The sequence below is a fragment of the Ruegeria sp. CL6 genome, from assembly GCF_056536465.1.
Map to the genome: position 1 here is coordinate 15,992 of NZ_JBQFPR010000010.1, position 23,070 is coordinate 39,061.

Here is a 23,070-nt window from a genome sequence, read left to right on the forward strand (position 1 = left end):
AGCTGATGTCACACGTGACAGATCACGAAAAAGAACTCTTTCTGGGTGCACGCCGCGATGCCTTCAAATGGCAGGTATTCGGCATGGTCGGCATGGCAATGGGCGTGGCCTCTATGATTGGTTGGGCGATGCTCCTTCCCTTGAAGGAAATCCGCGCGGTGCCATTCTCCATTGATCCGGACACGAAACTGCCGGTCCTGCTGACTGAAAAAGTCGAAGAACTGGAACCTTCTGAGGCGATGGCCTTCCGTGAAGTCGCAAATTATGTGCGCGACCGGGAAACCTATGATGTCCAGGACAACAACGAGCGCCTGAAATCGGTGCTGCGTCGTTCTGATGAGCTGGCCGAAACGTCCTACCGCGAACTGTGGGACGGGTCGAACGACAACCATCCGGACGAAATCTATACGCCCAAGACAAAGGTGCAGACCGAAATTCTGGGCGTGTCGCCGGTCAACGATGCGACGGTGCAGGTCGAGATCCGCAAGTCCCTGATCGTTCCAAACCAAGCAACGGCCTCAGCCCGCTACGTGGTCACAGTGACCTATGGGTTTGAGGAAAAAATCGTGACGTCGATGGACGAACTTTTGGAAAATCCATTCGGCTTCGTCGTCACCAACTATCGCGTAGACGCAATGGGAGACATCTGATGCAGCGTTCTTTCAAAACACTCACCGCCACCGCCGCAGCAGTTTTGGCATTCTCTACGCCTCTGCTCGCTGAAATCACACCGACACCGGACGGAAAGAACGCGGATCACCGCATCACGCATTTCCATTACGTCGAGAACCAGGTGTACCGCATCCCTGTGGGTGAACGCCTGATTACCTATGTTCACTTTCCGCAGGGCGAAACCGTCCGCAGCATTGGTGCGGGCGACACTGAAAGTTTTCAGATCACTCGCCTTCAGGAAGGTCGCGTTATTGCGTTCAAGCCGGAAATCCTGAACTCGGATTCAAACCTGACTGTCCTGACCAATCGCGGCACATACAACTTCTATCTGGTTCCGGCCGAGAGCGCCGCCGAACGCAAACGTGTTCCGTTCCGGGTCACGTTCTACAACAAAAACAACAGCGGCGGGACTACAACGCGCCGTGGCACGGTAGCGCGCAGCGAACCGAAACCAACAGGCCGCTTCGTCAACCAAAACTACTCGCGCTCGGGCAAAGCTGACTTCGCGCCTACTGCCGTGTGGGACGATGGCGTTCACACCTATATGCAGATCCCGCAGGATGCGGAGTTGCCGGGGATCTTCCGTGTCCTGCCTGATGGCCGCGAGCTGATGGTGAACACCACAGTCAAAGAGCGCGGCATTATCCAGGTGCAAGGCCTTTCAGATCTTTGGACACTGCGCATCGAGGACACTTCGATCTGTGTACGAAACGATGGCGACGCGTTTCAGCAGGCAAGTGTGAGCGGTCGGCCCGTCACTTCACAGACAGTTAAACCGGGGGGCAGCAAGTAATGAACCGCGATCAGACAATTGCGGCACGGGCGGCGGCTGAACAGCCGTCGCAACGTGTCCGGAAGAAGTTCGACCCAAAGAAGCTGATAACTGTTGCAATCGCAGGGGCGGTGTTCCTGGGCTTTGTATGGTTTGTCATGGGCGACGAAAACAAAAGCACCAACACGGGTGTCCGCGTTGACGCTTTGCAACAAGGCGGTGGCGAGCGATACGGGCTTTTGACCGCACGGGGACCAGAGGTCGATGAGCCGGAACAAGAGGCTTTGCCCGAGGAAATTGCGGTGGCAACACCGGTAGCAGTGCCGCAGGTCGATTCCGAAGGGCTGAAACAAGCCCTGAAAACAATCGAGCAACAGAATGGCCGGATTTCCGATCTGCAAGACGAGCTGACGGACGCCAAAGTTTCGCTGTCAGAAAAAGACGGTGAAATCGCAACGCTGAACCTGACCAATGAACGCCTTCAGGTCAGATATGATGAGCGCGAGAAAAAGTTTCAGACTGAGCTTGCCCAGGCGGTTGCTGATGCAGAGGCCCGGGCGCTCGCCAGTATGAGCCACTTGCAGACTACGGGTCTGACTGATGATGAGCGGCGCAGGCTTGAAGAACTCAAGCGGATGCGCGAGCGCCAGAACCAGTCAGACGGCATCGTGTTCGATGAAAACCCATACGGCAGAAACTAATGGAGCTGACGATGAACAGAACAGCACTCACCCTCGCCCTGGTTGCTTTGGCGTCAAGCGCGATGGCACAGGAAGCACCCGGTCAAAACTACCAGCCGATCAATGGTGGATCGCAGCCGGTCATTTTCCAACCCTTCCCTGCTGCGCCGCAGCCGGTTCAAGTCCAGCCAGACGACACCCGCTTACCTGAAGAACAGCGCGGCTATCAGGAAAACCCGAATACGACATGGCAAAACAATCTGGTCGAAGAATATCCACCCATCGTCGGGGCCTCGATCATTGACGATCCGTCGCGCACCTTAACGCAAGGCACGGTCTTGTCGGCGCTATTCGGTGGGGCGGTCAGCTCGGAACTGCCCGGTAGTGTCGTGGCAACGATCACACGCGGCGTCTACTCGATGGACGGCACACGTTTGCTTCTGCCTCGTGGATCGAAGCTCTATGGCGAGTATCGAGCGGATACGACATTGGCGCAAACGCGCATCATGATTGTTTGGAGCCGTGTCATTACACCGGATGGCCTTTCCGCTCAGATCGGCTCAGTTGGCACGGACGGACAGGGCCGCACCGGCGCGACCGGCAGGGTGAACACACACTTTGGGAAGCGGTTCGGCACGGCTGCGTTGTTGTCCATCATCGGTATTGCCCCTGTGGCGCTGGTGTCTGACAGCGACAGCAACAACTCGGTCAGAACGGATCTGGCAACCCAAGTGGGGTCTAACCTGCAGAACGCCACGGCAGCGGCGCTTGATGAATACCTGCGCATCACTCCGACAATCTTTGTCGATCAGGGCAGTCGTATCAACGCGATCCTGCAGCGCGACGTTGTGTTCGATAGCTTCTGAGAGCGAGCCAATGAGCCGACCGCCTCAGCGGTCTTTCCGGCCGCTGCCAGCATGATCGAGTGCGGTAGCGGCCTTTTTTGAAGCAAATTCAGCACTTTTTGGAAGCAATGAATCTTATGTGGATGCCTTCGTGTTCGAGGCAAAGCCGAGATGCAGCGAAGGCAACCTCCAGTGTTCCAAAAAGTGCTCTACCAAGGACAAGAACATGAGCGGGCGGAACGGGAATAGCCTTCTGGAATACTATACAGGCAAGATCGAGCATCTGTTACACGATGAAAGCCTGAGCGAAATTTCTGTGAACCCTGACGGATCGGTCTGGGTCGAAGAAATGGGCACAACGCACATGACCAGGACAGACATCACTCTGAACAGAGACGATGTAGAAAACATCGGGCGCTGCGTGGCCGGTTTCAGCGATGTAACATTCGGAGAAAAGAAGCCGATTGCGACGGCCAACGTGCCGACACAGCAGGGTAAAGCGCGGGTTCAGGTCGTGATTCCGCCAGCAACAACCGGCGTGGGGTCCGTTGCGATCCGTCTCCTGCGCGTGAAAAACGTCGATCTGGGCGCGTTCAGCTTCGCCAGCAAAGAGGCGGCGTTGGCAGAAAACAACGATCATAGCGCGCTTGAAAATGCTCGGGCTGTTCTCGCTGACGGAACAATGAACTTTGACGAGCTGGCCGACCTTGCAATGCTTAGCAAATGGAACGTGATCATTGCCGGGGGCACCTCGTCCGGCAAAACCACTGTCCTCAATGCAATGCTGAAGCGCGTCGATCCGGGCGAACGGATCGTGACGATTCAAGAAGTGGCCGAGTTGGACATCGAGCAACCCAATTCTGTCGATCTGCTTGCCGACCGTTCCGAAGAAGATGGCCCTCGATCACCAACAAAGCTGCTGGAATCGGCGCTTCGCCTCCGGCCTGACCGCCTCGTCTGCGGTGAAATCCGAGGCGACGACGCGAATATGTTCTTGGAACTGGTGAACACCGGCCACGATGGATCTGTCTGCACCATGCACGCGAACTCGCCCGTAGATGCCATTGGACGGATGAGCAAAATGGTGCGTCGCGGATCTCCGACCGTTCAAAAGTCAGAAGTGGTCGATGACATCCGGGCCACCATTCACATGATCGTTCACATGAAGAAAATCGGGGACGAACGGAAGGTCAACGGCGTGATCTTCCCGCCTCTGATGACTGCTGAACAACTGAATTGAAGGAGTACAAAGATGAAGAAATTCGAGTACCGAGACGTGCCTTTTTCGGAATGCGACGACGCCAGCGAGAAATTCGCAAAGCTGGGCAAAGAAGGTTGGGAAATGGTTGGTGTCGCACGTGCAGAATTTGGCATCGTGTGCTTCTTCAAACGCGAGCTGACCGATGGCTGAGTTTCAGGATCTACCCAAAGGCAAGAAGGTCGCGATAGCCGGTACTATGGGCTTTATCGCTACCTCGGCTTGCGCGGTGTTGGTGGTCGGGCTGGCGCTCGAATACATCAACACCAGAGGCTTTCGCGGGCTGGACATCTGGGCGATCCCAGAGAAGTTCATGGCACAGCCTGCAGAGACGCAGCAGATCATGGGTCTGGTGGCGGTGGTCGCAGTGGGTGTTTTGACCTTTGCATTTGTGGCGGCTGCGCTGCGTGGTCCCTCAACGAAATACGGTGATGCGACCTTTGCAAAGGCCCCTCAGCTCGTCCAGGAAGGCTATGCGTCGGTTCTGAAGCTCAAAGACAAATTGGATAGTGAAATCGTGTTTGCCAAATTTGGTGAGCCAAAGGACAAAAACGCGATCTACTATAAGCCCGGCCCCGGTGTCCAAAAGCCGCACGCGATGTTCATTGCCCCGTCTGGTTCGGGCAAAACCAGCGGCTTTGTGATCCCGAATGTCCTGCGTTTCAATGGGTCTTGCGTCGTCCTGGACATCAAGGGCGAGATTTTCCAGACAACCGGCGCGCGTCGGGCAGCAATGGGCGATGAGGTTTTTGTGTTCGACCCCGAGAACCCCGACAAAAGCCACAGCTACAACCCTCTGCGCCGCGCAGCACGTGCCGACAATCTGGACCGGCGATGGGAAGAAGTGATTCAGGTTGCAACTCAGATGTTCGACACGCCCAGCTCGTCCGCGCAGGGCTTTATGGGTGGTGTTGAAGGCATGTTCTGCGCAATGGCGATGCTGGCGATCAAAAGAAAGCGGCCATACATTTCCGAAGTCCTGCGCCTGGTCAAAACGACCAAGCAAAAGGACTATGAGAAAATGGCTGAAGAAGTTGGATATGCGCGAGCTGCAGATGAGTTTCTGAATCTTGCAGCCGAAGAATCCAAAATCCTGCGGTCAACGATTTCGGTTATGTTGAACTCCGGCCTGCAGCTCTGGCGCAACCCGTCGGTAGCAAGAGCCACGCAGGGCAATGACATCAACTTTGAAGATCTGCGTCGGCGCCCCAGCTCGATCTACTTTTCCGTGCCAGGGAAAAAGGTCAAAGAGTTCCGGACGCTCATTCGCCTGTTCTTCCTCGATCTGGTGAACACCATCGAAACTGTTGAGCCGGGCGAAGATGAGCCGTTCAAGGTTTTGATGCTGCTCGATGAGTTCCAACGCCTCGGCCATCTTGAGCGCGTTGTTGAAGCCTATGACACCATGCGATCGTTCGGGGGCAGGCTCGTGGTGATTTCGCAAACACTGTCGCGCCTACAGGACATTTATGGGCACGAGGGTGTGCGGGCGATGCTGGCAAACGCTGGAACCCAGATGTTTGCCGCCTCAGAGGATTCCGAAGTACGCGAACATGTGTCCAGGTCCATCGGGGACAAAACGGTCATAAGCAAGTCGAAGTCTCGAGCACTCGGCAAGATGGAAATGGGCAGCATATCAGAGCGTGAAGAAGGCATTCGCCTGCTCCGGCCCGAACACGTTGGCCGATTGCCTGAAAATGAAGTTGTGCTGATCCGCGAAGGCAAGATGCCGGTGATTGCAAACAAGATCCGATACTTCGAAGATCCCTATTTCATGCAGTTCCTTGGGGGTGATGCTCCAAAGATCAAAGGTACACATCTGGATCTTGCTGAAGAACAGGCCAGGGACACGGCAAAGGCTCTGGCGGATGCGAATCCGGCCCCTGCCCCGGTGAAAGAGGTTTCTGAAAAAGACCAGGAACTTCAGGCGGCATTTGATGCGCAGCGCACGGTCGCAAAGCGGAAAAGTCGGTCAGCGAAAGATATGGCGATGGAGAAAATGAAAGCCAAACGGGCTGAAAGTAGCGCCTTCACTTGACGGGGGTAACAGGACGCGGCCGAACCGGACCTTACTTCAATATGCAGAGAACGGCAGGAGAGAGCCCTAACCTGCTCGTGCTGCGACTTACATATATGTCCGCTTCCGTGAAGCTTACTAGAATGGCGCATTGTCAGCTTTATGCCTGCTGAGAATTGTCGTCATAGTATCGACAGCAAAAACACTCATCAAAAACCAACAGATTGACGACAGATCAAGGGAACCCCGCACGCATATAAACGATGATCTTCCAAAGGTCTTCTTCGCTCAGCGCTTCCTTGAAGGCTGGCATGTCTGTTCCGAAGCGTTCGCCGCCCTCGGAAATTGCCCAAAGAAGGTACTCGTCCCCCGACATCGGCATCTGAACGAACCATCGTAGGAGAGCGGGAGAGGGCGCGAGCGAACGTCCGGCTTCACCATCGCCCAAACCCTCAGCTCCATGACAGCTTGCGCAGTTTTCCGTATATAGCGTCTTGCCCTCCGAAACATTCTCGGGCGTTGCACGAATGGTGCTCCGAGCCCCGCGGTAGGCTGCGGGCACGTCCTCGTTCATATACGTCCAATGTCGTTGCATGCGCTGCTGCTGGCCAGGCCCCATATTGCCGTGCCCCCAACCACGCATGTGCTCAGACCTCATGTGGTTAGATCCCATTGGCCCGTGACCCCACCAATCTCCTCGTTGTTGTTGTGCGCAACCCACTGTAGCAATGGTGATAGACAGAACGCTTAAGGTAAGAGTGCGTAATCCAAGCTTCGTCATCTTCTCCTCCTTACTGTTTCCGCTCGATGAACGTCGCCTCAGGCCGCTTCGTAACTCTTGAACACCTCGGTGCTACCGTCCTTGAGGATCAAAAACACGTCGTAGGCCTCACGACGATCTTCCGGCCCCATCCCAGGGGAACCGTAGGGCATGCCAGGAACAGCAAGTCCAACAGCACTGGGTTGCTCCTCCAGCAGACGACGAATGTCTGCAACCGGCACATGCCCCTCGATCATATAGCCATCGATCTCGCCTGTGTGGCAGGACATCATTTCTTCGGGAATGCCGTTGTCCAATTTGTGGCGGACAAGCTGTGTTCCAAAGCTGCGCTCCTCGGTAATGCGAAAGCCTTCCTGCCGCAGGATGTCGATCCAAACCTGGCAACAGCCGCAGTTCGGATCCTTGAGAACACGGACGGAAGGCGTGTCTTGCGCAAACGCGGCAAATGGTACTGTGCTGGCAAAGCCAGCGGCGTAAGTCAGTACTTGGCGGCGTTTCAGGTTCATGGCGAGAGTCCTTGGTATTTCCAACTAAATTGAGCCGATTTCGTATCATTCGAGATCAAAGGTCATAATCCACGTCAAACATGCTCATGTTCGCCAACTTCCCGACGCTCGGCGAGCGCTTGGCGCACGATCTGGAAAGCAGAGGAAAGAAACAACGTTGCCATGACCGCCGCAACAATCAGGTCAGGCCAACCGCTAGCTGTGCCCCAGACGCCTAAAGCTGCAAACATAACGGCCACATTGCCAATGGCGTCATTACGCGAACATAGCCAGACAGAGCGCACATTTGCATCGCCGTCCTTGTAACGGACGAGCAAGAGAACACTTGCGAGATTGGTCATAAGAGCGAAAAAGCCAACGATGCCCATGATCTCGGCCTCCGGCACTCCGACATAGAACACCCGGTACACGGTCGATCCAAACACCCAAAGACCCATCAGCAGCAAGCTCACCCCTTTCGCCAGAGCGGCATTGGTGCGTGCACGGATTGAAGCCCCGATCACTGCCAGCGAGATACCGTAGGTCAAAGCATCCCCAAGGAAGTCTAGAGCGTCGGCCTGAAGTGCCTGAGACTTTGCATAGTGACCGGCAGTCATCTCGACGACGAACATCACCGCGTTCAGAGCAATGACAATCCACAGCCTCCTTTTGTAGTCGTCTGATACGCCGTCGAATTTGGCGTTGTGTCCGCAACATGCTGACATTGGGAAGCCCTTTTTGTATCTGTCGTGACCATAGTGTAGTGTCTCTAGTTACTAGAGGTTCAAGAGGTATTTTCATGTTTTCTATCGGGGAGCTTTCCAAGCGCACGAAGGTCAAAGTTCCGACTATCCGCTACTATGAGGAAATGGGCCTGCTTGCCGCACCAGAACGCACCGAAGGCAACCAACGGCGCTACGATGTGGCAGGGCTAGAGCGTCTCAGTTTCATCAAGCATGCACGCGATCTTGGTTTCTCAATTGAAGCGATCTCCGAATTGATTGTGCTTCAAGGCCACCCGGATCGTTCATGCCAAGCCGCAACGGACATCGCCGTCTCACAACTTTCCGAAGTAAGAGCAAAGATCAAACGACTACGGGCTCTTGAAAAAGAGCTGGTTCGGATTTCGAAGGGCTGTGATGACGAAGGAGTGTCAGAGAACTGCTATGTGCTCGCGTCTCTTGCCGATCATAAACTCTGTCACCACGATCACTAAACTATGAGCGGACATTGCTTTAGTCCCAGCGAAAGACTGTTTTGTCCGCTTCTTGCCTATTCAAACGTGGTGCAGCGAATGCCCGGAATGTCCAAGGACAAGAGTCCGTCCCAATCGGAACAGACCCCACATTACTCCAACCCGGTGGTCTCGCTGTTCCCGGCAACACATTCACCGGCGCGAACAATCATCTATCATGTCCTCCGTGGTTAAAGACTGTGTCCATCATACTCATGGACGTGGGTAGCCTGTTCGCGGGTATGGGCAATCTCTTGCACCACGGCGGCAATCTTGCTGGATGAAACTTGGTGCAGCTCACCAACAACGGCCTCCGCGCGCTCGTAGCTGTCCGGAACGCCTTGGCTGTTGAAATGGGCGGCAGCGGTGGAAATGTCCGCGTCTTTCCAAGTCGCCGTTGTGCCGATTGAAACGCTGTCATGATCGTTGTAGCGGGCCAGGAACTTGCTTCCGTCGAGACCGAAGCTGTGCGCGGTCGCCACAATGTCATCACGCACAGCCAGCCATTTTTCGGCTTCCGTGGGGTCCAGGTTGTCCAACTCGGCCGCATTCATGGATGTGGTGTAGCTGTCATCAGCCAAAGTGTATGCCTGCAGGTCGGTGTCATATGGGCGCAGTTCGGCAACATCGCCTTTCAACTCCCCGATCTGAACGTCCATTGCGGCACGCAAGTGTGGATCTTCGACCTCTCGTGCAAGAGCCTCCATGTTCTCGATGGAGTTCACGATGTCCTTGGTCTGCTGCTCGTAGTTCTCAAAGATGGCCTCCCCCAAAGCGGATTGCATATACTGAACATAGCGATCACCGGGCGACTGGTAGTCGTCGGACTCCTGAAAATCCTTGTCACCACTCAGATCCGCAAGGGACGAATAGTAAGGGTGATACAGATCGTATTCCTGAGCATCACTCATGTGCTGAGAAACCAAAGCCTGCATATCGTTCAGATCAACCGGCTCCCCTGACCGCTCCGCAGCTTCAAATTCGATTTTGAATTCTTCGACCAGATCTTGTTGCGCAGTATGTTCGTCAACACGGCGGTTGGCCTGGTCCTCGATGTCGAAGCTGTTTGAGGCGATGGCTGCACGATCAAAGCCCATCGCCTGCTGTTCTTTCCTGATGATGTCGATCTGCTCTGAAACGCGATCTTCACGCGGGGCGGATTGATCAAATCTGGAATAGGGTGCGAAGTGTTCGACTTCGTTCAAAAGATAGTCTGTACGCGAAACCATAGTTTTTCCTTTGCGAGTTGATGGAAAACTCTGTGATGGGTCTGCCTGGGGCGTTGGCGCGCGCATCAGGCAGACCGGTTAAAGTCCTTACAAGCTGTGCCCGTCATCGTCACCGCGCCCCTGCAAGAGCGGGTGCGTTGCGTGGGCGTGAACGTCTGAAAGTTCTTCTGAGATTGCGATGATCCTGGAAGACGCAAGCTGGTGCAGCTCGTCAACAACGGCCTCAGCGCGGTCGTGGCTGTCGGGTAATCCTTGCGCCTGGAAGTGGGCCGCGGCGGTCGAAATGTCGTCGCTGCGCCATCCCATTGTTGTACCCAGGGTGACGTTCTGATGATCGCCAAAGCGGGCAACGAACGCCTCGCCATCGAGGCCGTAGCTGCTGGCCGTGTCGGTGACTTCTTTGCGGATCGCTGCCCACTTGCCGGCCTCTGAATAATCCAAGACATCCATTTCGGCAGTGCCCATTCCCATCATCGTTGAATAGCGGCGGTCCTCGATGATGAAGGCTTGAAGGTCCGGATCGTTGGTGCGCAGGTCCGCAACGTCGCCCTTCAACTCGCCAATTTGAATATCCATAGCGACACGCAGATGAGGGTCGTCAACCTCACGGGCCAGCCCTTCCATCTTGTCGATGGATTGCAGCAATTCTTTGGTCTGAGTCTGGAAGTCCTCATAGGCCCCCTTGCCCAAGGTGTCCTGTATATAGACCTCGTACCGGCGTGCTGCCGGGGCATAATCAGCGGACGACTGGAACGCCTTGTCATCGACAATATCAGCAAGGGCAGACAGATACGGATGGCTCTGTTCGTTGTCCCGAACGTCGCTGATATGGGCAACAACCTGAGCCTTCAGCTCGGGTGCGATTGTTTCCTCAGAACCGCCTAATTCGATGTGTCGCCGCAAGTTGCTCATGACTTCGGGCGACACATAAGACGGGTCTCCTGGCTCGCCGTAATCATCAAAATGATGGGCTTGATCCAGCAGATGTTCCATTCTCGATACCATAGGTTCCTCACTTTCAACGAGTTGGATGGCAAACTCTTCGATCCGGTCTTTGACAGCGTTGGCGCGCTCATCAAACAGATCCGACATTCTTGCGATGGAGAGTGTCATCACATCACCGGCCATGTCGCGGGCCGTAACTTCAACCTCCGGAGTGCTTTCAACAACAGACAGTCCGGCCTGAACCTTCCACGTGTCGGTCTCAACTTCCTGCCGCAAACCGCGCTCAAGGCGGGTCGTTGCGGTCAGCTCAATTCCGTATCCTTCGGCAACCTCAACCTGGATAGAGCGCTGAACGTCGATGTTCATGTCGCTGCTCATACCCATAGCCAACCACTGCCCATGTTCCACGCCTCGGTTATTCACAACGATGTGGACATGGGGGTTGTCAGTGTCGTTGTGGAACACGGTCAGATAGTCCCAGGTATCGCCAAAATCACCGCTCCCAAACAGGCGATCCGCGAAGTCCAAACCGGCCTCATGCGCGGCATCCGGATAGGTGCCTTCGGGAAAAGAAACGATCATGTGACGGGTATAACCATAGTTGGTTTTCCCGTTGAAATCCTCGGCCCAGGTCTCGATCAGATCACTCACCTGATCGGCATCGAGCGGGGTCACACCATTGTCGCGGATGTCCAACACGCCCTCTGCCCTGACGGTCAGGTAATTGATCTGGCGGCGCAGCTCATGCGCTTTTTTCACCCCACCTTTGCGGACGTGTTTCACAACCGCCTCGGGCTTTCCAACCACAGCACCAAGCCGCGCCTTGATGGATGAGGCCCGCGAGATCATGAACTTCATGCGCTTGGCGGTTTGCAGCTGCTGGCTGATCTGCTTGGACCGATCGATACCCTTCTGCGCTTCCCGGAAGGCTAGCTCCAGAAAGTCCCCTGCCGTCAAATTGTGAGCCGCGACGTTCATGCTTCAGATGTCCTCTCATCGTCGCGCAAGATTCGGCGAATGGCGGAGTCTGGCTCTCGGTTTCGGCGGGCCGCGGTGATCAGCGCCTTCAGGTCTTGCCGGTGCTGGATGATCGCACGATGGAGGTTTTCGACATCGCGCCGGTCGTCATCGGTCCAGATCACCGAACCGCGTTTGGCCGATTTTGCGAGCTGATTGAGGTTGGTGTATCCACCCTGAACCTGCCGCAAGTGCGTCTGCCAGAGATCGACAACGGCCGGGTCAGGATCGAGATACCCGATCAGACGATAGATCAGTCGTTGGATGATCTGGTTGCGGCTCTTGGCCCCAAGCGACTGCACGGCCTCCTCCAAACGCACCAACGCATCTGACGGCAATCGAACGGAAAAGACAGTGGTGTCGCCGGGCTTGCTCAATGTATACCTCTGGTTGTTTTTATGACTTGTAACACAACTACCTTATCCTGTCATACTCTCCAAGAGGAAACCGGGGGTGATTTTAGAAATCCGTATTTTCTCAAATTGCCCCCGGAACAGTTTTGCTCTTGGAGGCAATCTCCACGCCGGGAAAAGGGTCCTGCCCCTTTTCCAGCCAGCAGGCGTGGGTGCCGGTGGACCGGCGCAGGGCAATCACGCAAAGCGGGAGCTGCCCGAACAGCGCCCGTCACATACCGGCACGTTCAAGGTCAGTATGGCATTTTCCGCGCGCCTCAGCGCGCTCAATGTCCCGCCGCTTTCGCGGCGGGTGTGGCAGGGTTGTCTGCTGCCGCATTGGGGCAGGTCGGCACCCCTGCCCGGTCTTAGGACCGCGCGCCACCTGTGGCGCATATGTGGTCCGGCCTGCGGCCGGAGCAGAAGAAAGGGCGGCTTGCGCCGCCCTGCCCTCCCGTCATTCGGTGACGGGATCGTCATCGGTGCGCTTCGGGAAGGCCACCATCTCAACGCCAGGGAACATGCTGTGCTTGACCTGGATCGAGGTGATGGTGCCGGTCTCATCGGTATTGACGAAGAGCACCCCGCATCGATCCCAGAATGTCTTGCCTTCTTTTTCACCGGTCTTGACGCTCAGTTTCAGAGTTTGAGTTGCCATTGTTTGATCCTCGCTATGGCGTGTTTCGATGAACAAGGGAAAAGCGGGCATCAAGGGGATGTCAGCAGGGAATTTGATCCGCGCGGAATGCGCCGCAGGCGCAGGGGACATTCCTTGTTGAAGCGCGGCGCCCGGCCCGGGCGCCGCGCGTCTTCCCCGACTGCCCGCTTATGTTCATCCCTTCAGAAACACCGCAGCCGAGGATCTTCTCCGGCAACGTACTTGAAACTGTCAGACCTGGTGAAAGGCAAGGCTTTCTGGGATCGCTGCGCGCGGAACATCTGAACAAAACGATGTCTTTGATGGCGGCAACATCACCTCGATCCGACACAGGCGCGGCGCTCAGTTCTAAGTTGGGGGTTGCCCTTCTGGGTCGGTATGACCGTCGTCGCAAAGGATGAAGAATGACGGACGGTGCAAACCGCCCTATCCAACTGGCGGAGGCCAAAGACCGGACGGTCCGGCCCTGGTCCGTGCTTGTGCGGATCAGGTAAACAGCCGGACTCAATTTGGATTGGCGGGTTCGGTAGGACGCCCCGGTAATCCGCAAGAACTCTCTCAAGCGCTGTCGCGGGGCGAGACCGGCGCACGGGCAGATACAGTGATGAGTACGCCAAGAAAAAGGCCCACCGAAGCGGGCCACGAGTTTAACCAAAGGAAAATCTGGAGGTATTCTTTACAGGCTAACGCTTGCGCGCGCGATCGACAACACCGTCAGCTGTGATCGTGGCAATGCGATCCTCTGTGCGGCGGGTCATTTCCACCCCGTCACCCGTCATATGCGCCTCGGCAAATTCCGTGAACTTGAAGATGCTGCCATCTGCTTCAACATGGGTTTCGTCCTCTGCCGAGCGCCGCTTCACCGATCCGTCATGGCGGATTTCGATGATCGTGTTGTCGGCCATTCGGACCGTCACGGTATGCTCATCTACAGCGACACCCTGCCACCAGGCATCTGCATCGCGGCGCACAACAATGCGGTTTGGGTGCAGCTTGATCTGCACGTCCTGTACCTCGTCCGGATCAGCGGCTTTGACGACCACGATGGCCTCCTGCGCGCTGGGATCACCATGGATCGACGCGCTCCCGTTTTTTGGCGGCCAGAGCTTCGGCTGTGTGCGCGGCTTGCCCTTCTGGTCTGTATGAAACCCGACGAACATCTGCGCGGATTTCCAGACGCGGCGGGCGGCTTTTTCAACCGTAGACGGAGCTGCATCGGTGGACATGGTGGATAGCCTTTAAAGTGGGTTAATTCACGTGCATTTTCGGGGTGAGCGTCACACCCACAGCGCTCAGCACTTTCAGCACCGTGCCAAACTCGGGATTGCCATTTTCGCTAAGTGCGCGGTAGAGGCTTTCCCGAGACAGACCAGATTTGTCGGCCACACTCGACATACCTTTGGCCTTGGCAACATCGCCAAGTGCCGACGCGATCAGCGCCGTGTCGCTGGTTTCAAAAGCCGCTTCAAGATAGGCTTGAATGGCTTCCGGGCTGTCCAGATAGTCAGCCGCTTCAAACTTCGTTGTTTTGACACCCATGTTTTTCACTCCAACTCTCTTGCCATCGCCTTGGCGGTTTTGATGTCGGCTTGCTGGGATGACTTGTCTCCCCCGCACAGCAAAACGATCAAAACGTCACCGCGCGACACATAGTAAACGCGATACCCCTTCCCTTCGGAGATACGCAGTTCACTCACACCTTCACCAACCGGTTTCACATCACCGGGATTGCCCAGGCTCAACCGCGTGATGCGAACCAAGATCCTGGCTCTCGCCCTTTGGTCCTTCAGGCCCTTGAGCCACTTGTCGAACAGGTCCGTCTTACGAATTTCTATCATACCTATATGTAGCCTACAGGCTACAACCTTTCAAGTCAAAACAACCTATACCATTGAACTAAAATCAAAAATCATTGCTGAAAAGCAGGGCGCGTTGCGCCCTGCCCTGCCAGTTTCAGAAGCAATCCGGCACCCATGCATCGATCCGGGCTTTCTGTGCCTCGGTCACGCCCAGTGCCTTTTGATGCTCTGGATCATTGAAGAGCTTGTGCAGCGCCTCGTTCTTGGCACCCTTTTTGGATTTCGCGAAGGCTTTGAACATGTCGGCGTCGATGTGCAGGTCCAGCAGGTCTTTGTAGAGATCATCCAGCTGCCAGCCTTTCAGACGCTTGAAGCAGTTTTCAGCCGAAGGGGTCCAGATCGCGCGCATGTCAGCCTCGATCTCAGCCTCGATCTCCGCCATGAACTCCGGGCGTTGGGTCAGAAACCGCCGGGCCAGAAAACCCGTGATCTCACCATTGCGGGTCTTCTTGCCCAGATCGCGAAACGCTTTGAACGCTTCCACGCTGCCTTGTGCGGCAATCTCGTGGAACTGGTCATAGGCTGCCTGTGCCGCTTCATCCCGTTCTCCGCCAAGACGCGGGTCGAGGATGAACTGGTCATCGATCTCGGGTGTGTTCCGCTCGGCACCACCATAGCCAAACCCAAACAGATTGCTGCTCAGACCGGAGGCCGGGGTGGCAAAGAAAGCAAACAGGCTCAACACATAATCAGGCTTGTCCAGCAGGGCCGTTTGAACCGCTGCCAGCCGGATCGCCACCATGTCGTCGATGAACTTCTGCGAATAAACTGGTTTTGGTTCTTCCTTGATCTCCGGTTCTTTGACCGGGGCCAGAACACCAGCCTCAATGGCAGCCTGAACATGTTCCGCCGCGACATAGGCCGGGGATGTTTTGATCTCGCCATTGTTGGTGACATAGACAAACACGCCGGACAGCTTGCGCTGCGCGTCAGAATAGAACGGCGCCGTATAGTCCTCAAGCGCGGCCAGCTCCTTTTCACCATCCGCGTCCAGAGCCTCACCCTCATAGAGTTCGGCAAGTTCGTCATACCGTTCGGCCTGTCCTTCGGTGAAGTCCCGGCTCACCATGTCCAAACGGTGCATGTCTTTCGTACCCGAGAACCCATAGGGAATGTAGCTTTCCTCATGGGTGTCCACCCAGTCCCAGCCTTCCGCGTCGCGCAGTTTTTCCGCTTCTACCGCCAGTTTCTCGGCAAACAGACGATCCAGTAACGCGCCTTCATTGAATAGGGTTTCATCGGCAAACAGATCAGCGGTGACGGTGCCGCCCGCCTCAACATAAGCCTTCTGCCCGACAAATACGGCCTTGCGGCTAGTGCTGCTAACAGCCTCCGACGTCAGTGCCTGTTTGACATCATGCTCACTGAACCACCGACATTCTTTGGCCCGTTCCAGAACCTCCAGAATTTTCTCTTCTTCGGTGCTGACGGTCATGGCCTTGGCCAGCCCCATGCTGATCTCACCGGCTTTGAGCGCATCCAGAACGGCGGCGGGCAGACTGGCAAGCGCGAGGCGGCGGCGCACATGGGATTCGGTCACGCCAAACGCATTGCTGATCTTGGCAATAGACAGAGATTTCTCGGCCATTTTGCCATAAGCACGGACCTCGTCCACAGGGTCCAGTTCTTCACGGGCGGTGTTCTCCGCATTGGCCCATTGCTCAGCCACGAAGGGATTGTCCGTGACCTTAACGGGAACCTGTGCCAGATCAGCGCGCTCAGTCACGGCGATGTTCAGAGCCCGTAGGCGGCGACCACCGGCAACGATTGCGACTTTGCCATCGGTATCGCGCAACCCGCTGAGGTTCTGGATCAAGCCACACATAACCAAACTGTCGGCCAGAAGTGCAATACCTTCCTCACCAACCTCCTGTCGTGGGTTGATGTCAGACAGGTAGAGATCGGACAGGGATACGGTTTCGATGGTTTCCGGTGCGGTGAATGTTTCGACTTTGCTCATGGGGCAAATCCTTGTTTGAGTGTTTGAGATCGTGTTAAGGGTGCCCTACCCCTTCCGGGGTAGAGCGGAGCCGTTTAGATGGCTGCGTGTTGGATCAGGAAGCGGCGCGCGATGTGGAAATTGTCGCCCTTCCTGATTAGCGCCCACGCTTCTGCGATACGTTGCTGCAAGATTTCATTGCTCATGGTGTTCACCTCCTTTCCGGTTTGGGATTGAGATCAGTATTCGCTGGGGCACATGATGGTCAGAACGCGGCGCGTCACTGACGTGTCAAACGGCCGGTCGGACCCATACGTGTAGTCCGTGTCGTAAAGATCGATCTTCCAGAACAGCTTCTGGTCACGGACTGTCACCGCCCCAAAGGTGTGATCGCCATAGGGGTCATTGCCCTCGTCAAACTGGTCATCCGACGCCACCGCTGCCAAAGCTGCAGTCTGGAACTCCATCCCTTCACCTGACACGCCGGGCGTGACAAATACCTGACCCTGAATTCCCTTAGAATGCATCTCGATTGCCGCAGTCGGATCGATCAGCGCTTTCCGAAATAGGTCATTCTGGGTCGCAATCTCTGCCGCCTGCAGGCTGGTGTCAGTGTCGATGTCTTTTGTCTTTTCAATGTCCAAAACCGTCTCTCCTTTTGTGGTGCGACCTCTGGGGTTGATCCCCTTTGGTGCTGGTTTTGAGCCGAGCCCTGAAAGGGCGTCGTCTCTAAAACCTGCCCCGTGGCGAACGCGGAGAGGGGCGAGACAGGACCAATCGACAAGAGTGGTGCGGCCCGCAGCGCAGGCGCGCGAGGACACGGTATTGTCTATTTGTCTTGTCCGAGGGGGGAGGCCGCGCCTTCCCCCTTACGGAAGGTAGCGTTTGGCTTGTCCAAATCCCGCCTGACCCACAAGGAAAGGACAAAGGATCTCTGATCCTGCGTGAGCGCAAAAGGGACCGTCACCCGAATGGGCAGATCACCACGGCATGGACCGACCATGACCCAAAGCCCCTGCCCCGGCTCGCAAGAGACGGGTCAGGGGCTACTGGGACAGGGAGATCATTCTGGGGTGTTCTGGGTGGAAGCCGATACGTCGGCTGAAACCTAGAGCCTGCTCACGAGCCGAAAGGCTCGGGATTTGCCACAGAAACAGACTGCAGCCCGAAGTCACTCACCGACCGGAACATACCCTCGACGGAGCTTTTGCTTTTCGAGATTGTGGAGCGCTTCACTAGCCAGGGCTTCGTCATCATACGTCACCATCATGGCTTGCCCGTTCGTGCCAATACGCCCCCAGGTACGAAGCACTGAAACCTCCCCAAACAACGTCGGCTGCAACTCGATGCCATAGAACCGCGCCATGTTGATCTCAGGGTCCACATGGATCAGGTGCACAGGTGTGGTGTCTGTCAGCTCCATGACGCGATTGTCGATCAATAAAGCTCGTCTGTCCAATGACTTTGCTGGAACAGTCAATTGGCAAGGATTCAGAACCGTGATGAAAACATTCGACAACTCAATCTGTCTGATGCTTGCCTCGTACCCATCCAGGTACAGGAGCTCATATTGGCACCATTCCACATTCCGCTGCTGGAACCGTTGTGACCACTGGCCAGAGTAGGTACGGTTTTCTCATATCTTGCAAAACGAAATAGAAGGATGAAGGCAACGTGGCTGAAATCTTGGAAGGCGGATGTTTTTGCGGTGAGGTTCGATACCAGGTCACTGGCAGCGCAGTAATGCAACTCATGTGTTTTTGCAGTGATTGCCTATCGATGACCGGAACGGACGGTTATGCCGGGTACATGATAAAGTCGGAAGACCTGCAGCTGCTGAAAGGCAAACCACGGACCTTTGAGAAGACCTCAAAGGAAGGTCGACCTGTCATCAAGCATTTTTGTGGCACCTGCGGATCAGGCCTGTGGGGCGTGACAGCCTTCGGATTGACGAGCATTGCGGCTGGGACATTGGATGAGCCAAACAACTTCAAGCCAACGAGCAAGGTTTTTGTGAAAGATGCCCCCAACTGGGCCAGGGTTCCCCACCATTTGGAAGAAATGTAGCGTTTGAAGCTTTGGTATCACCTACATTTCTGTCTTGGAGTTGTTCCTCTTGGTGACCCGAGTTGCTACGATTGTCGTTGAGGCAATAAGCAGGACATCGCGATGCGCAATGCAATCTTTTTACCCCTAATGGCTTTGTTCCTGGGGGTCGTCATGGACGTTAAACCGGCGGCGGCCGCGTCACTCGGAACATATGAGGTTTTTGGCGTCGAAGACGGTGACATGCTAAAAATGCGCAGTGGGCCTGGAACAGGGTTCAATGTGATCGTTGGTCTTCCAAATGGAACCGCACTACGAGTTCACGGCTGTGAGCAGACCGGTGGCACCCGTTGGTGCCGCGTCTCTTTGGAGCGCGCGCGCAAGCTTAAGGGATACGTCTCTTGGGCATATTTGCGGAAAATCTAATACGACAGCGATCAGCACCACCATCTTTTAGCAATCATAGAATACCGGCGGAAACGCCCTGACGAATCCACTAGTTGGGCTCACACCCGTCGTCGAAGCGGCTCGCAACATCCCCGAATTCGCTGGGTTCAGGACGGCCCTAAGGCTTTGACTGGGGAGCGCTTGATCGCCTGCACCGTAACGGATTGATCCTGGACCCGGTTGGAAAGGCAAAATCGGTGGTACTGACCGATGAAGGCCTGCGCCGCTCCGAAAAGCTTTTCACAGAGCTTTTTGGGCGGGAGCCAAAGACATAGCATTCGCCATGACAAGTCCCTCCATGTAACGCAGGTCTGCATACGCGTGTGGGCTGGCTGGCGGTTGCAATCTGCGCTAAATCGCCCCTGTCCGGCAAACAGGGAGAAGCTGAAGATGACAACGGGGAACGATCTTGGTGGGCTCATCGGGTTTATCACCCGTGACGAGATTTGGCATGAGCGGCTCGCTGATGTGTTGGACGAGCATTTTCTGCCAGCGCTCGAGGCCTTCGATCTTGAGTTCGAGGATCTGGGCGACTTGCTGGGCGAGGATTGGCCGATGGTCCTGTGGGGTGGTGGCCTGGAAGATTTGCTGGGCAGGACATTCGGAGCGGACGCCGAAAACGCTGCGGATGCTTATCTGAAAGGGAGCGGTTCCAAGGAGAGTGCGCAGACCCGCGCCTATATCAAAGGATTGCGGGACGCGTCGGTCAGCCTTTATGAGGTGAGCGAGGTAGACCCCGGCAGATCCATGGTCTTGCGCAACATGCTTTCGGACGCAGAGCCGGTTACCGTCCGGGAACACAGCGCGACGCAGATGCTGCAGCGATGGGATCGCATCGCAGCTCGGGTTGTCGCACAGGGGGATTATAACGTGATCTCGGGGGCGCTGCTCCCATTCGACCCCGACACCGTCGCGTTTTTTGAAGACGGGCTCCGCTCCGTGTTGAAATTGAACCCCGACGTTGAACTGAGGCTGACACAGGATCAGCTACACCGTTCCGCACCCCTCTTCACCAATGCCTGGCTCTTCGCACATCTGCCGAACCTACTGGATCCGGAACCACCACAAATCAGCAACAGCGATGGCGACAACCTGCTCTTTCACGACATGCGCTTCCCCCTCGCCAGCAAAGTGACGCAAAGCCAGGTATCTGAAAAGCTAACACAGTCCGCAGAACTCGTGATCTCAGGCCAGAAGGATTGGACCTGGCTTGACCTCGACACCCCGTCCGGCACCAAGCACGGCACCGGCCTCGTGTTGGACAAATCAATGTCAGGGGCCTCCGTGCTTGGGTCCCTAGATCTGAAAGGTCGGACACTCACACTTTCTGTGAGCTCTACAGCGCGCGCTGAACGCGGCGAAGCCCTGGTCCGGGACCTCCTGGGCGACCTGGTGAAATCTCCGCTGACATCAATCCAGACCGCCGAACAGATGATGGCGGATGACAGCACGAGTAACGGAGTGGCAGAAGAAGAGGACATCCCCCGTGCCCTTGCCCGTCAGATGGCCCACGAATATCTCGAACAGCATTACCGCGATACGCTTGACCAGCCGATTCCTGCCCTGGATGGCAAGACCCCGCGCCAGGCCGTTCGCAGCACGGCGGGCAGGAAGAAAGTCATAGACTGGCTGAAGACAATCGAAAACCGCAGCGCGCGCCAGACCGGCTCTCCGGTGGCTGAGTATGATTTCGGCTGGATGTGGGACGAGCTTGGTCTGTCAGACTACCGAAATTGGACCAGCGATGGTTCTTGCAAAAACCGTTCCAAAGCTTCGCCTCCTGAACCCATCGACTAACCCATGTTTTCCCGGCTGCGTCTTGCAGAGATGTGGCAAGGGTTATGCTGTCGCTGCGCGTCCAGATGGTTTGCCTCGTGACAGCTGGGGCACAACAAAATTTCAGTCTCCGTGGACACACCGGTTTCATAATCGAAACAGTACTCTTGTCCACATATTTCCAGCACCTCTCCACTCTTGGCCAGTTCCGAACTTGTCACCTCGCAGTGATCACAAATTCCGTCCAAGAGAGCTGATTGGAGTTCAGAAAGAACCACTGTTTTCTGAAAATTGCACACTCTGTCACTCATAACTGCTTCAGGCTTTCACAAAATGGTGAAGAGAGAAAGCTTGTGAAACAAGAATTCAAGGGAATGTGACATAGCCCAATGGGTTCGAGATTTAGTTTCGCCGATCATTGCCTGTAAGCTGCGCGGCGCGTCGAACTTTCACGTCAGCCGCCATCCCACAACAGACCCGCGCACATCAAAATACAACCTGGGCTAGTCCTCCCAGCGAAACGCGTCGTTGTCCGCCTTCACCCGACCAATAGACGGCAAAGCGAAGTGGTTTCCCAGCACAATACATCCCGTTTCCGAGGCGCTTTCCAACAGTTTCCGACGGGATGTCACGGCCATCTCAGCATCGGAATCAAACATAAAATGCCACTCGGGATGCCAGCACTGGGCGGTTGTATGGATTGCATCACCTGTAATCAGAGCGCGCCGGTCGCCACTGGTGATTTCGACCGAGACATGACCTGGTGTTTGGCCTGGCGTGGGGATCAGAGTGACGGAATACACCCTGTCGCAGTCCTAAGGTTCACAGGAGGCCCGAGACAAAGTAGGTTTCTTGTGCAGAGGTAACGGCAATAGGCGTGGATCAGAATGGCGCGACAGCTCCCACTCGAAGGTAACAAGCCCTTTCTGGTTTACGCCGGCACTGGCACCGACCTGATTTTCAATCATGGAATTGAGCTTCCCGGTTTCGCGTCGTTTCCATTGCTGGAAGAACCTGGCACCAGGGTGATACTGGCCGGTCAAATGCAGGCTCTTGTCGATCTGGCCCGTGAAATGAATGTCGGATGCATCCTTGATGCGCCCACATGGATGGCGAACGCCGACCGGGCAGCGCCCTTGGGGTACGATGCAGAGCGGCTCGCCGAAGTAAACAAAGATGCGGTCAGTCTAATGGAAGACGTGCGCCAAGCTGCCGCTCGCGATGATGTACTGGTGTCGGCCTGCATCGGCCCGCGCCATGATCCTTACGCCGACATCCCGCCGGTACCCGTCGAAGATGCACGTCAATACCACGCCGCTCAAATGCACAGCCTGAAAGACACAAGCCTCGATCTGGTCACCGCTTATACATTCAACCGCCCAAGCGAGGCAGCGGGATGCATCCTCGCCGCCCGGGACGCTGAACTGCCGATCATCATGTCTCTGGTTGTTGAGACAGACGGGTGCCTGGCAGACGGGACCAAACTTGTGGACGGAATTGACCAGATCGACGCAGCAACCGACTCGGCGGCGCTGTTTTTTATGGTCAACTGCGCTCACCCTACCCATTTCGCCGGAGCGCTTGGCAACCACCCCCGGCTGAGAGGCCTTGTGGCGAACGCTTCGAGTTGCTCGCATGCGGAACTTGACGAAGCAGATGAGCTGGACGAAGGCGATCCAGCTGAACTTGGTAAACAGATTGCCGCGATTGCGAGGCAGAATCCGTCGATCCAAGTATTTGGAGGATGCTGCGGTACCGACATGCGCCATCTGAAATCGATGATCAGCGAACTAGCATAGCCAACTTGGTTCAATCTGAGCGATAACGCTGAGATCTAAGGTGATCCCGTAATTTCTTTCCACAACTTGTTAGGAGATCGGCCCTTTGCTGCCGTTGACCGAGGGCGCGCATCGCTGCGGTGCGGCCCACCAGACCGGACTTTAGCTGCGACTGCGAAATCCAGCGATCGACAAACTCACGCATCGCGGACCAAGTGTGAATTCGCCGCGCTTGTCGCG

General features: G+C 55.8%; 27 protein-coding genes. 13 read left to right on the forward strand and 14 right to left on the reverse strand.

The window, feature by feature from the left end; translation table 11 throughout:
- Positions 1-5 precede the first annotated feature (5 nt).
- The 7 genes from ACR0LH_RS19810 (at position 6) to ACR0LH_RS19840 (ending at position 6,265) form a co-directional block, all read left to right on the forward strand.
- Positions 6-650, forward strand: a complete 645-nt coding sequence (locus tag ACR0LH_RS19810) for a VirB8 family type IV secretion system protein (RefSeq protein WP_170417982.1) — start codon at positions 6-8, stop codon at positions 648-650.
- Positions 650-1,465, forward strand: a complete 816-nt coding sequence (locus tag ACR0LH_RS19815; RefSeq protein ID WP_170417985.1) for a TrbG/VirB9 family P-type conjugative transfer protein — start codon at positions 650-652, stop codon at positions 1,463-1,465. The genes ACR0LH_RS19810 and ACR0LH_RS19815 overlap by 1 nt, the downstream gene beginning before the upstream one ends.
- A complete protein-coding gene (locus tag ACR0LH_RS19820) occupies positions 1,465-2,145 on the forward strand; it encodes a hypothetical protein (RefSeq protein ID WP_170417989.1) in 681 nt (226 codons plus the stop codon). The genes ACR0LH_RS19815 and ACR0LH_RS19820 overlap by 1 nt, the downstream gene beginning before the upstream one ends.
- 11 nt (positions 2,146-2,156) lie before the next feature.
- The gene (locus ACR0LH_RS19825) at positions 2,157-2,990 is read left to right on the forward strand and encodes a TraB/TrbI/VirB10 family type IV secretion system protein (protein WP_170417992.1); all 834 of its coding nucleotides are present in this window, start codon (positions 2,157-2,159) and stop codon (positions 2,988-2,990) included.
- A gap of 205 nt (positions 2,991-3,195) precedes the next feature.
- Entirely contained in the window at positions 3,196-4,209 is a 1,014-nt protein-coding gene (locus tag ACR0LH_RS19830) for an ATPase, T2SS/T4P/T4SS family (RefSeq protein WP_170417994.1), read from the forward strand.
- A gap of 12 nt (positions 4,210-4,221) precedes the next feature.
- Entirely contained in the window at positions 4,222-4,380 is a 159-nt protein-coding gene (locus ACR0LH_RS19835; protein ID WP_170417997.1) for a hypothetical protein, read from the forward strand.
- Positions 4,373-6,265 (forward strand): type IV secretory system conjugative DNA transfer family protein, encoded by a 1,893-nt coding sequence (locus tag ACR0LH_RS19840; protein WP_170418000.1) that lies wholly within the window; start codon positions 4,373-4,375, stop codon positions 6,263-6,265. The genes ACR0LH_RS19835 and ACR0LH_RS19840 overlap by 8 nt, the downstream gene beginning before the upstream one ends.
- A gap of 214 nt (positions 6,266-6,479) precedes the next feature.
- Here ACR0LH_RS19840 and ACR0LH_RS19845 read toward each other — a convergent pair whose 3' ends face one another.
- The 3 genes from ACR0LH_RS19845 to ACR0LH_RS19855 form a co-directional block, all read right to left on the reverse strand.
- Positions 6,480-6,902, reverse strand: coding sequence for a c-type cytochrome (locus tag ACR0LH_RS19845; RefSeq protein ID WP_170474328.1), 423 nt, complete (start codon positions 6,900-6,902; stop codon positions 6,480-6,482).
- Positions 6,903-7,063: 161 nt separating this feature from the next.
- On the reverse strand, positions 7,064-7,531 hold the full coding sequence (locus tag ACR0LH_RS19850; protein WP_170417767.1) for a DUF411 domain-containing protein: 468 nt from the start codon (positions 7,529-7,531) through the stop codon (positions 7,064-7,066).
- Between the two features lie 74 nt (positions 7,532-7,605).
- Complete coding sequence (locus ACR0LH_RS19855; RefSeq protein WP_170417770.1) at positions 7,606-8,235, reverse strand: cation efflux transmembrane domain-containing protein; 630 nt, start codon at positions 8,233-8,235, stop codon at positions 7,606-7,608.
- A 74-nt stretch (positions 8,236-8,309) separates the two neighbouring features.
- On the opposite strand from ACR0LH_RS19855, the gene ACR0LH_RS19860 reads away from it, so the two are divergent.
- The gene (locus ACR0LH_RS19860) at positions 8,310-8,726 is read left to right on the forward strand and encodes a MerR family transcriptional regulator (RefSeq protein WP_170417773.1); all 417 of its coding nucleotides are present in this window, start codon (positions 8,310-8,312) and stop codon (positions 8,724-8,726) included.
- Positions 8,727-8,935: 209 nt separating this feature from the next.
- Here the strand turns inward: ACR0LH_RS19860 and ACR0LH_RS19865 are convergent, their stop codons facing one another.
- From ACR0LH_RS19865 to ACR0LH_RS19910, 10 genes are all read right to left on the reverse strand, one after another.
- Positions 8,936-9,973, reverse strand: a complete 1,038-nt coding sequence (locus ACR0LH_RS19865) for a hypothetical protein (RefSeq protein WP_170417776.1) — start codon at positions 9,971-9,973, stop codon at positions 8,936-8,938.
- A gap of 87 nt (positions 9,974-10,060) precedes the next feature.
- The gene (locus tag ACR0LH_RS19870; RefSeq protein ID WP_170417779.1) at positions 10,061-11,896 is read right to left on the reverse strand and encodes a relaxase/mobilization nuclease domain-containing protein; all 1,836 of its coding nucleotides are present in this window, start codon (positions 11,894-11,896) and stop codon (positions 10,061-10,063) included.
- Positions 11,893-12,312, reverse strand: a complete 420-nt coding sequence (locus ACR0LH_RS19875; protein ID WP_170417782.1) for a hypothetical protein — start codon at positions 12,310-12,312, stop codon at positions 11,893-11,895. The genes ACR0LH_RS19870 and ACR0LH_RS19875 overlap by 4 nt, the downstream gene beginning before the upstream one ends.
- A gap of 472 nt (positions 12,313-12,784) precedes the next feature.
- Positions 12,785-12,985 (reverse strand): hypothetical protein, encoded by a 201-nt coding sequence (locus tag ACR0LH_RS19880; protein ID WP_170417785.1) that lies wholly within the window; start codon positions 12,983-12,985, stop codon positions 12,785-12,787.
- 683 nt (positions 12,986-13,668) lie between these two features.
- Entirely contained in the window at positions 13,669-14,211 is a 543-nt protein-coding gene (locus ACR0LH_RS19885; protein WP_170417788.1) for a hypothetical protein, read from the reverse strand.
- Between the two features lie 22 nt (positions 14,212-14,233).
- Positions 14,234-14,524: an addiction module antidote protein gene (locus ACR0LH_RS19890; protein WP_152460667.1), complete on the reverse strand. Its 291-nt coding sequence runs from the start codon at positions 14,522-14,524 to the stop codon at positions 14,234-14,236.
- Positions 14,525-14,529: 5 nt separating this feature from the next.
- Positions 14,530-14,823 (reverse strand): type II toxin-antitoxin system RelE/ParE family toxin, encoded by a 294-nt coding sequence (locus ACR0LH_RS19895; RefSeq protein ID WP_170417791.1) that lies wholly within the window; start codon positions 14,821-14,823, stop codon positions 14,530-14,532.
- Positions 14,824-14,938: 115 nt separating this feature from the next.
- Positions 14,939-16,804 (reverse strand): ParB/RepB/Spo0J family partition protein, encoded by a 1,866-nt coding sequence (locus ACR0LH_RS19900; RefSeq protein ID WP_170417794.1) that lies wholly within the window; start codon positions 16,802-16,804, stop codon positions 14,939-14,941.
- A gap of 218 nt (positions 16,805-17,022) precedes the next feature.
- Positions 17,023-17,427, reverse strand: coding sequence for a DUF3768 domain-containing protein (locus ACR0LH_RS19905; RefSeq protein WP_152460664.1), 405 nt, complete (start codon positions 17,425-17,427; stop codon positions 17,023-17,025).
- Positions 17,428-17,954: 527 nt separating this feature from the next.
- Complete coding sequence (locus ACR0LH_RS19910) at positions 17,955-18,224, reverse strand: WGR domain-containing protein (protein WP_245220702.1); 270 nt, start codon at positions 18,222-18,224, stop codon at positions 17,955-17,957.
- 233 nt (positions 18,225-18,457) lie between these two features.
- Between ACR0LH_RS19910 and ACR0LH_RS19915 the strand changes: the two genes are divergently transcribed.
- The 4 genes from ACR0LH_RS19915 to ACR0LH_RS19930 all read left to right on the forward strand — a co-directional run bounded on the left by ACR0LH_RS19915 (position 18,458) and on the right by ACR0LH_RS19930 (position 21,073).
- Complete coding sequence (locus ACR0LH_RS19915) at positions 18,458-18,850, forward strand: GFA family protein (protein WP_152460663.1); 393 nt, start codon at positions 18,458-18,460, stop codon at positions 18,848-18,850.
- Positions 18,851-18,952: 102 nt separating this feature from the next.
- On the forward strand, positions 18,953-19,255 hold the full coding sequence (locus ACR0LH_RS19920) for an SH3 domain-containing protein (protein WP_152460662.1): 303 nt from the start codon (positions 18,953-18,955) through the stop codon (positions 19,253-19,255).
- 185 nt (positions 19,256-19,440) lie between these two features.
- A complete protein-coding gene (locus ACR0LH_RS19925; protein WP_371732129.1) occupies positions 19,441-19,551 on the forward strand; it encodes a DUF6429 family protein in 111 nt (36 codons plus the stop codon).
- A 115-nt stretch (positions 19,552-19,666) separates the two neighbouring features.
- A complete protein-coding gene (locus tag ACR0LH_RS19930; protein WP_174819503.1) occupies positions 19,667-21,073 on the forward strand; it encodes a DUF7986 domain-containing protein in 1,407 nt (468 codons plus the stop codon).
- 482 nt (positions 21,074-21,555) lie between these two features.
- On the opposite strand, the gene ACR0LH_RS19935 is transcribed toward ACR0LH_RS19930, so the two are convergent.
- On the reverse strand, positions 21,556-21,855 hold the full coding sequence (locus ACR0LH_RS19935) for an MBL fold metallo-hydrolase (RefSeq protein WP_170417797.1): 300 nt from the start codon (positions 21,853-21,855) through the stop codon (positions 21,556-21,558).
- 84 nt (positions 21,856-21,939) lie between these two features.
- Here ACR0LH_RS19935 and ACR0LH_RS19940 point away from each other — a divergent pair, with 84 nt between their 5' ends.
- Positions 21,940-22,851, forward strand: a complete 912-nt coding sequence (locus ACR0LH_RS19940; protein ID WP_170417800.1) for a homocysteine S-methyltransferase family protein — start codon at positions 21,940-21,942, stop codon at positions 22,849-22,851.
- The last annotated feature ends 219 nt before the right edge of the window (positions 22,852-23,070 follow it).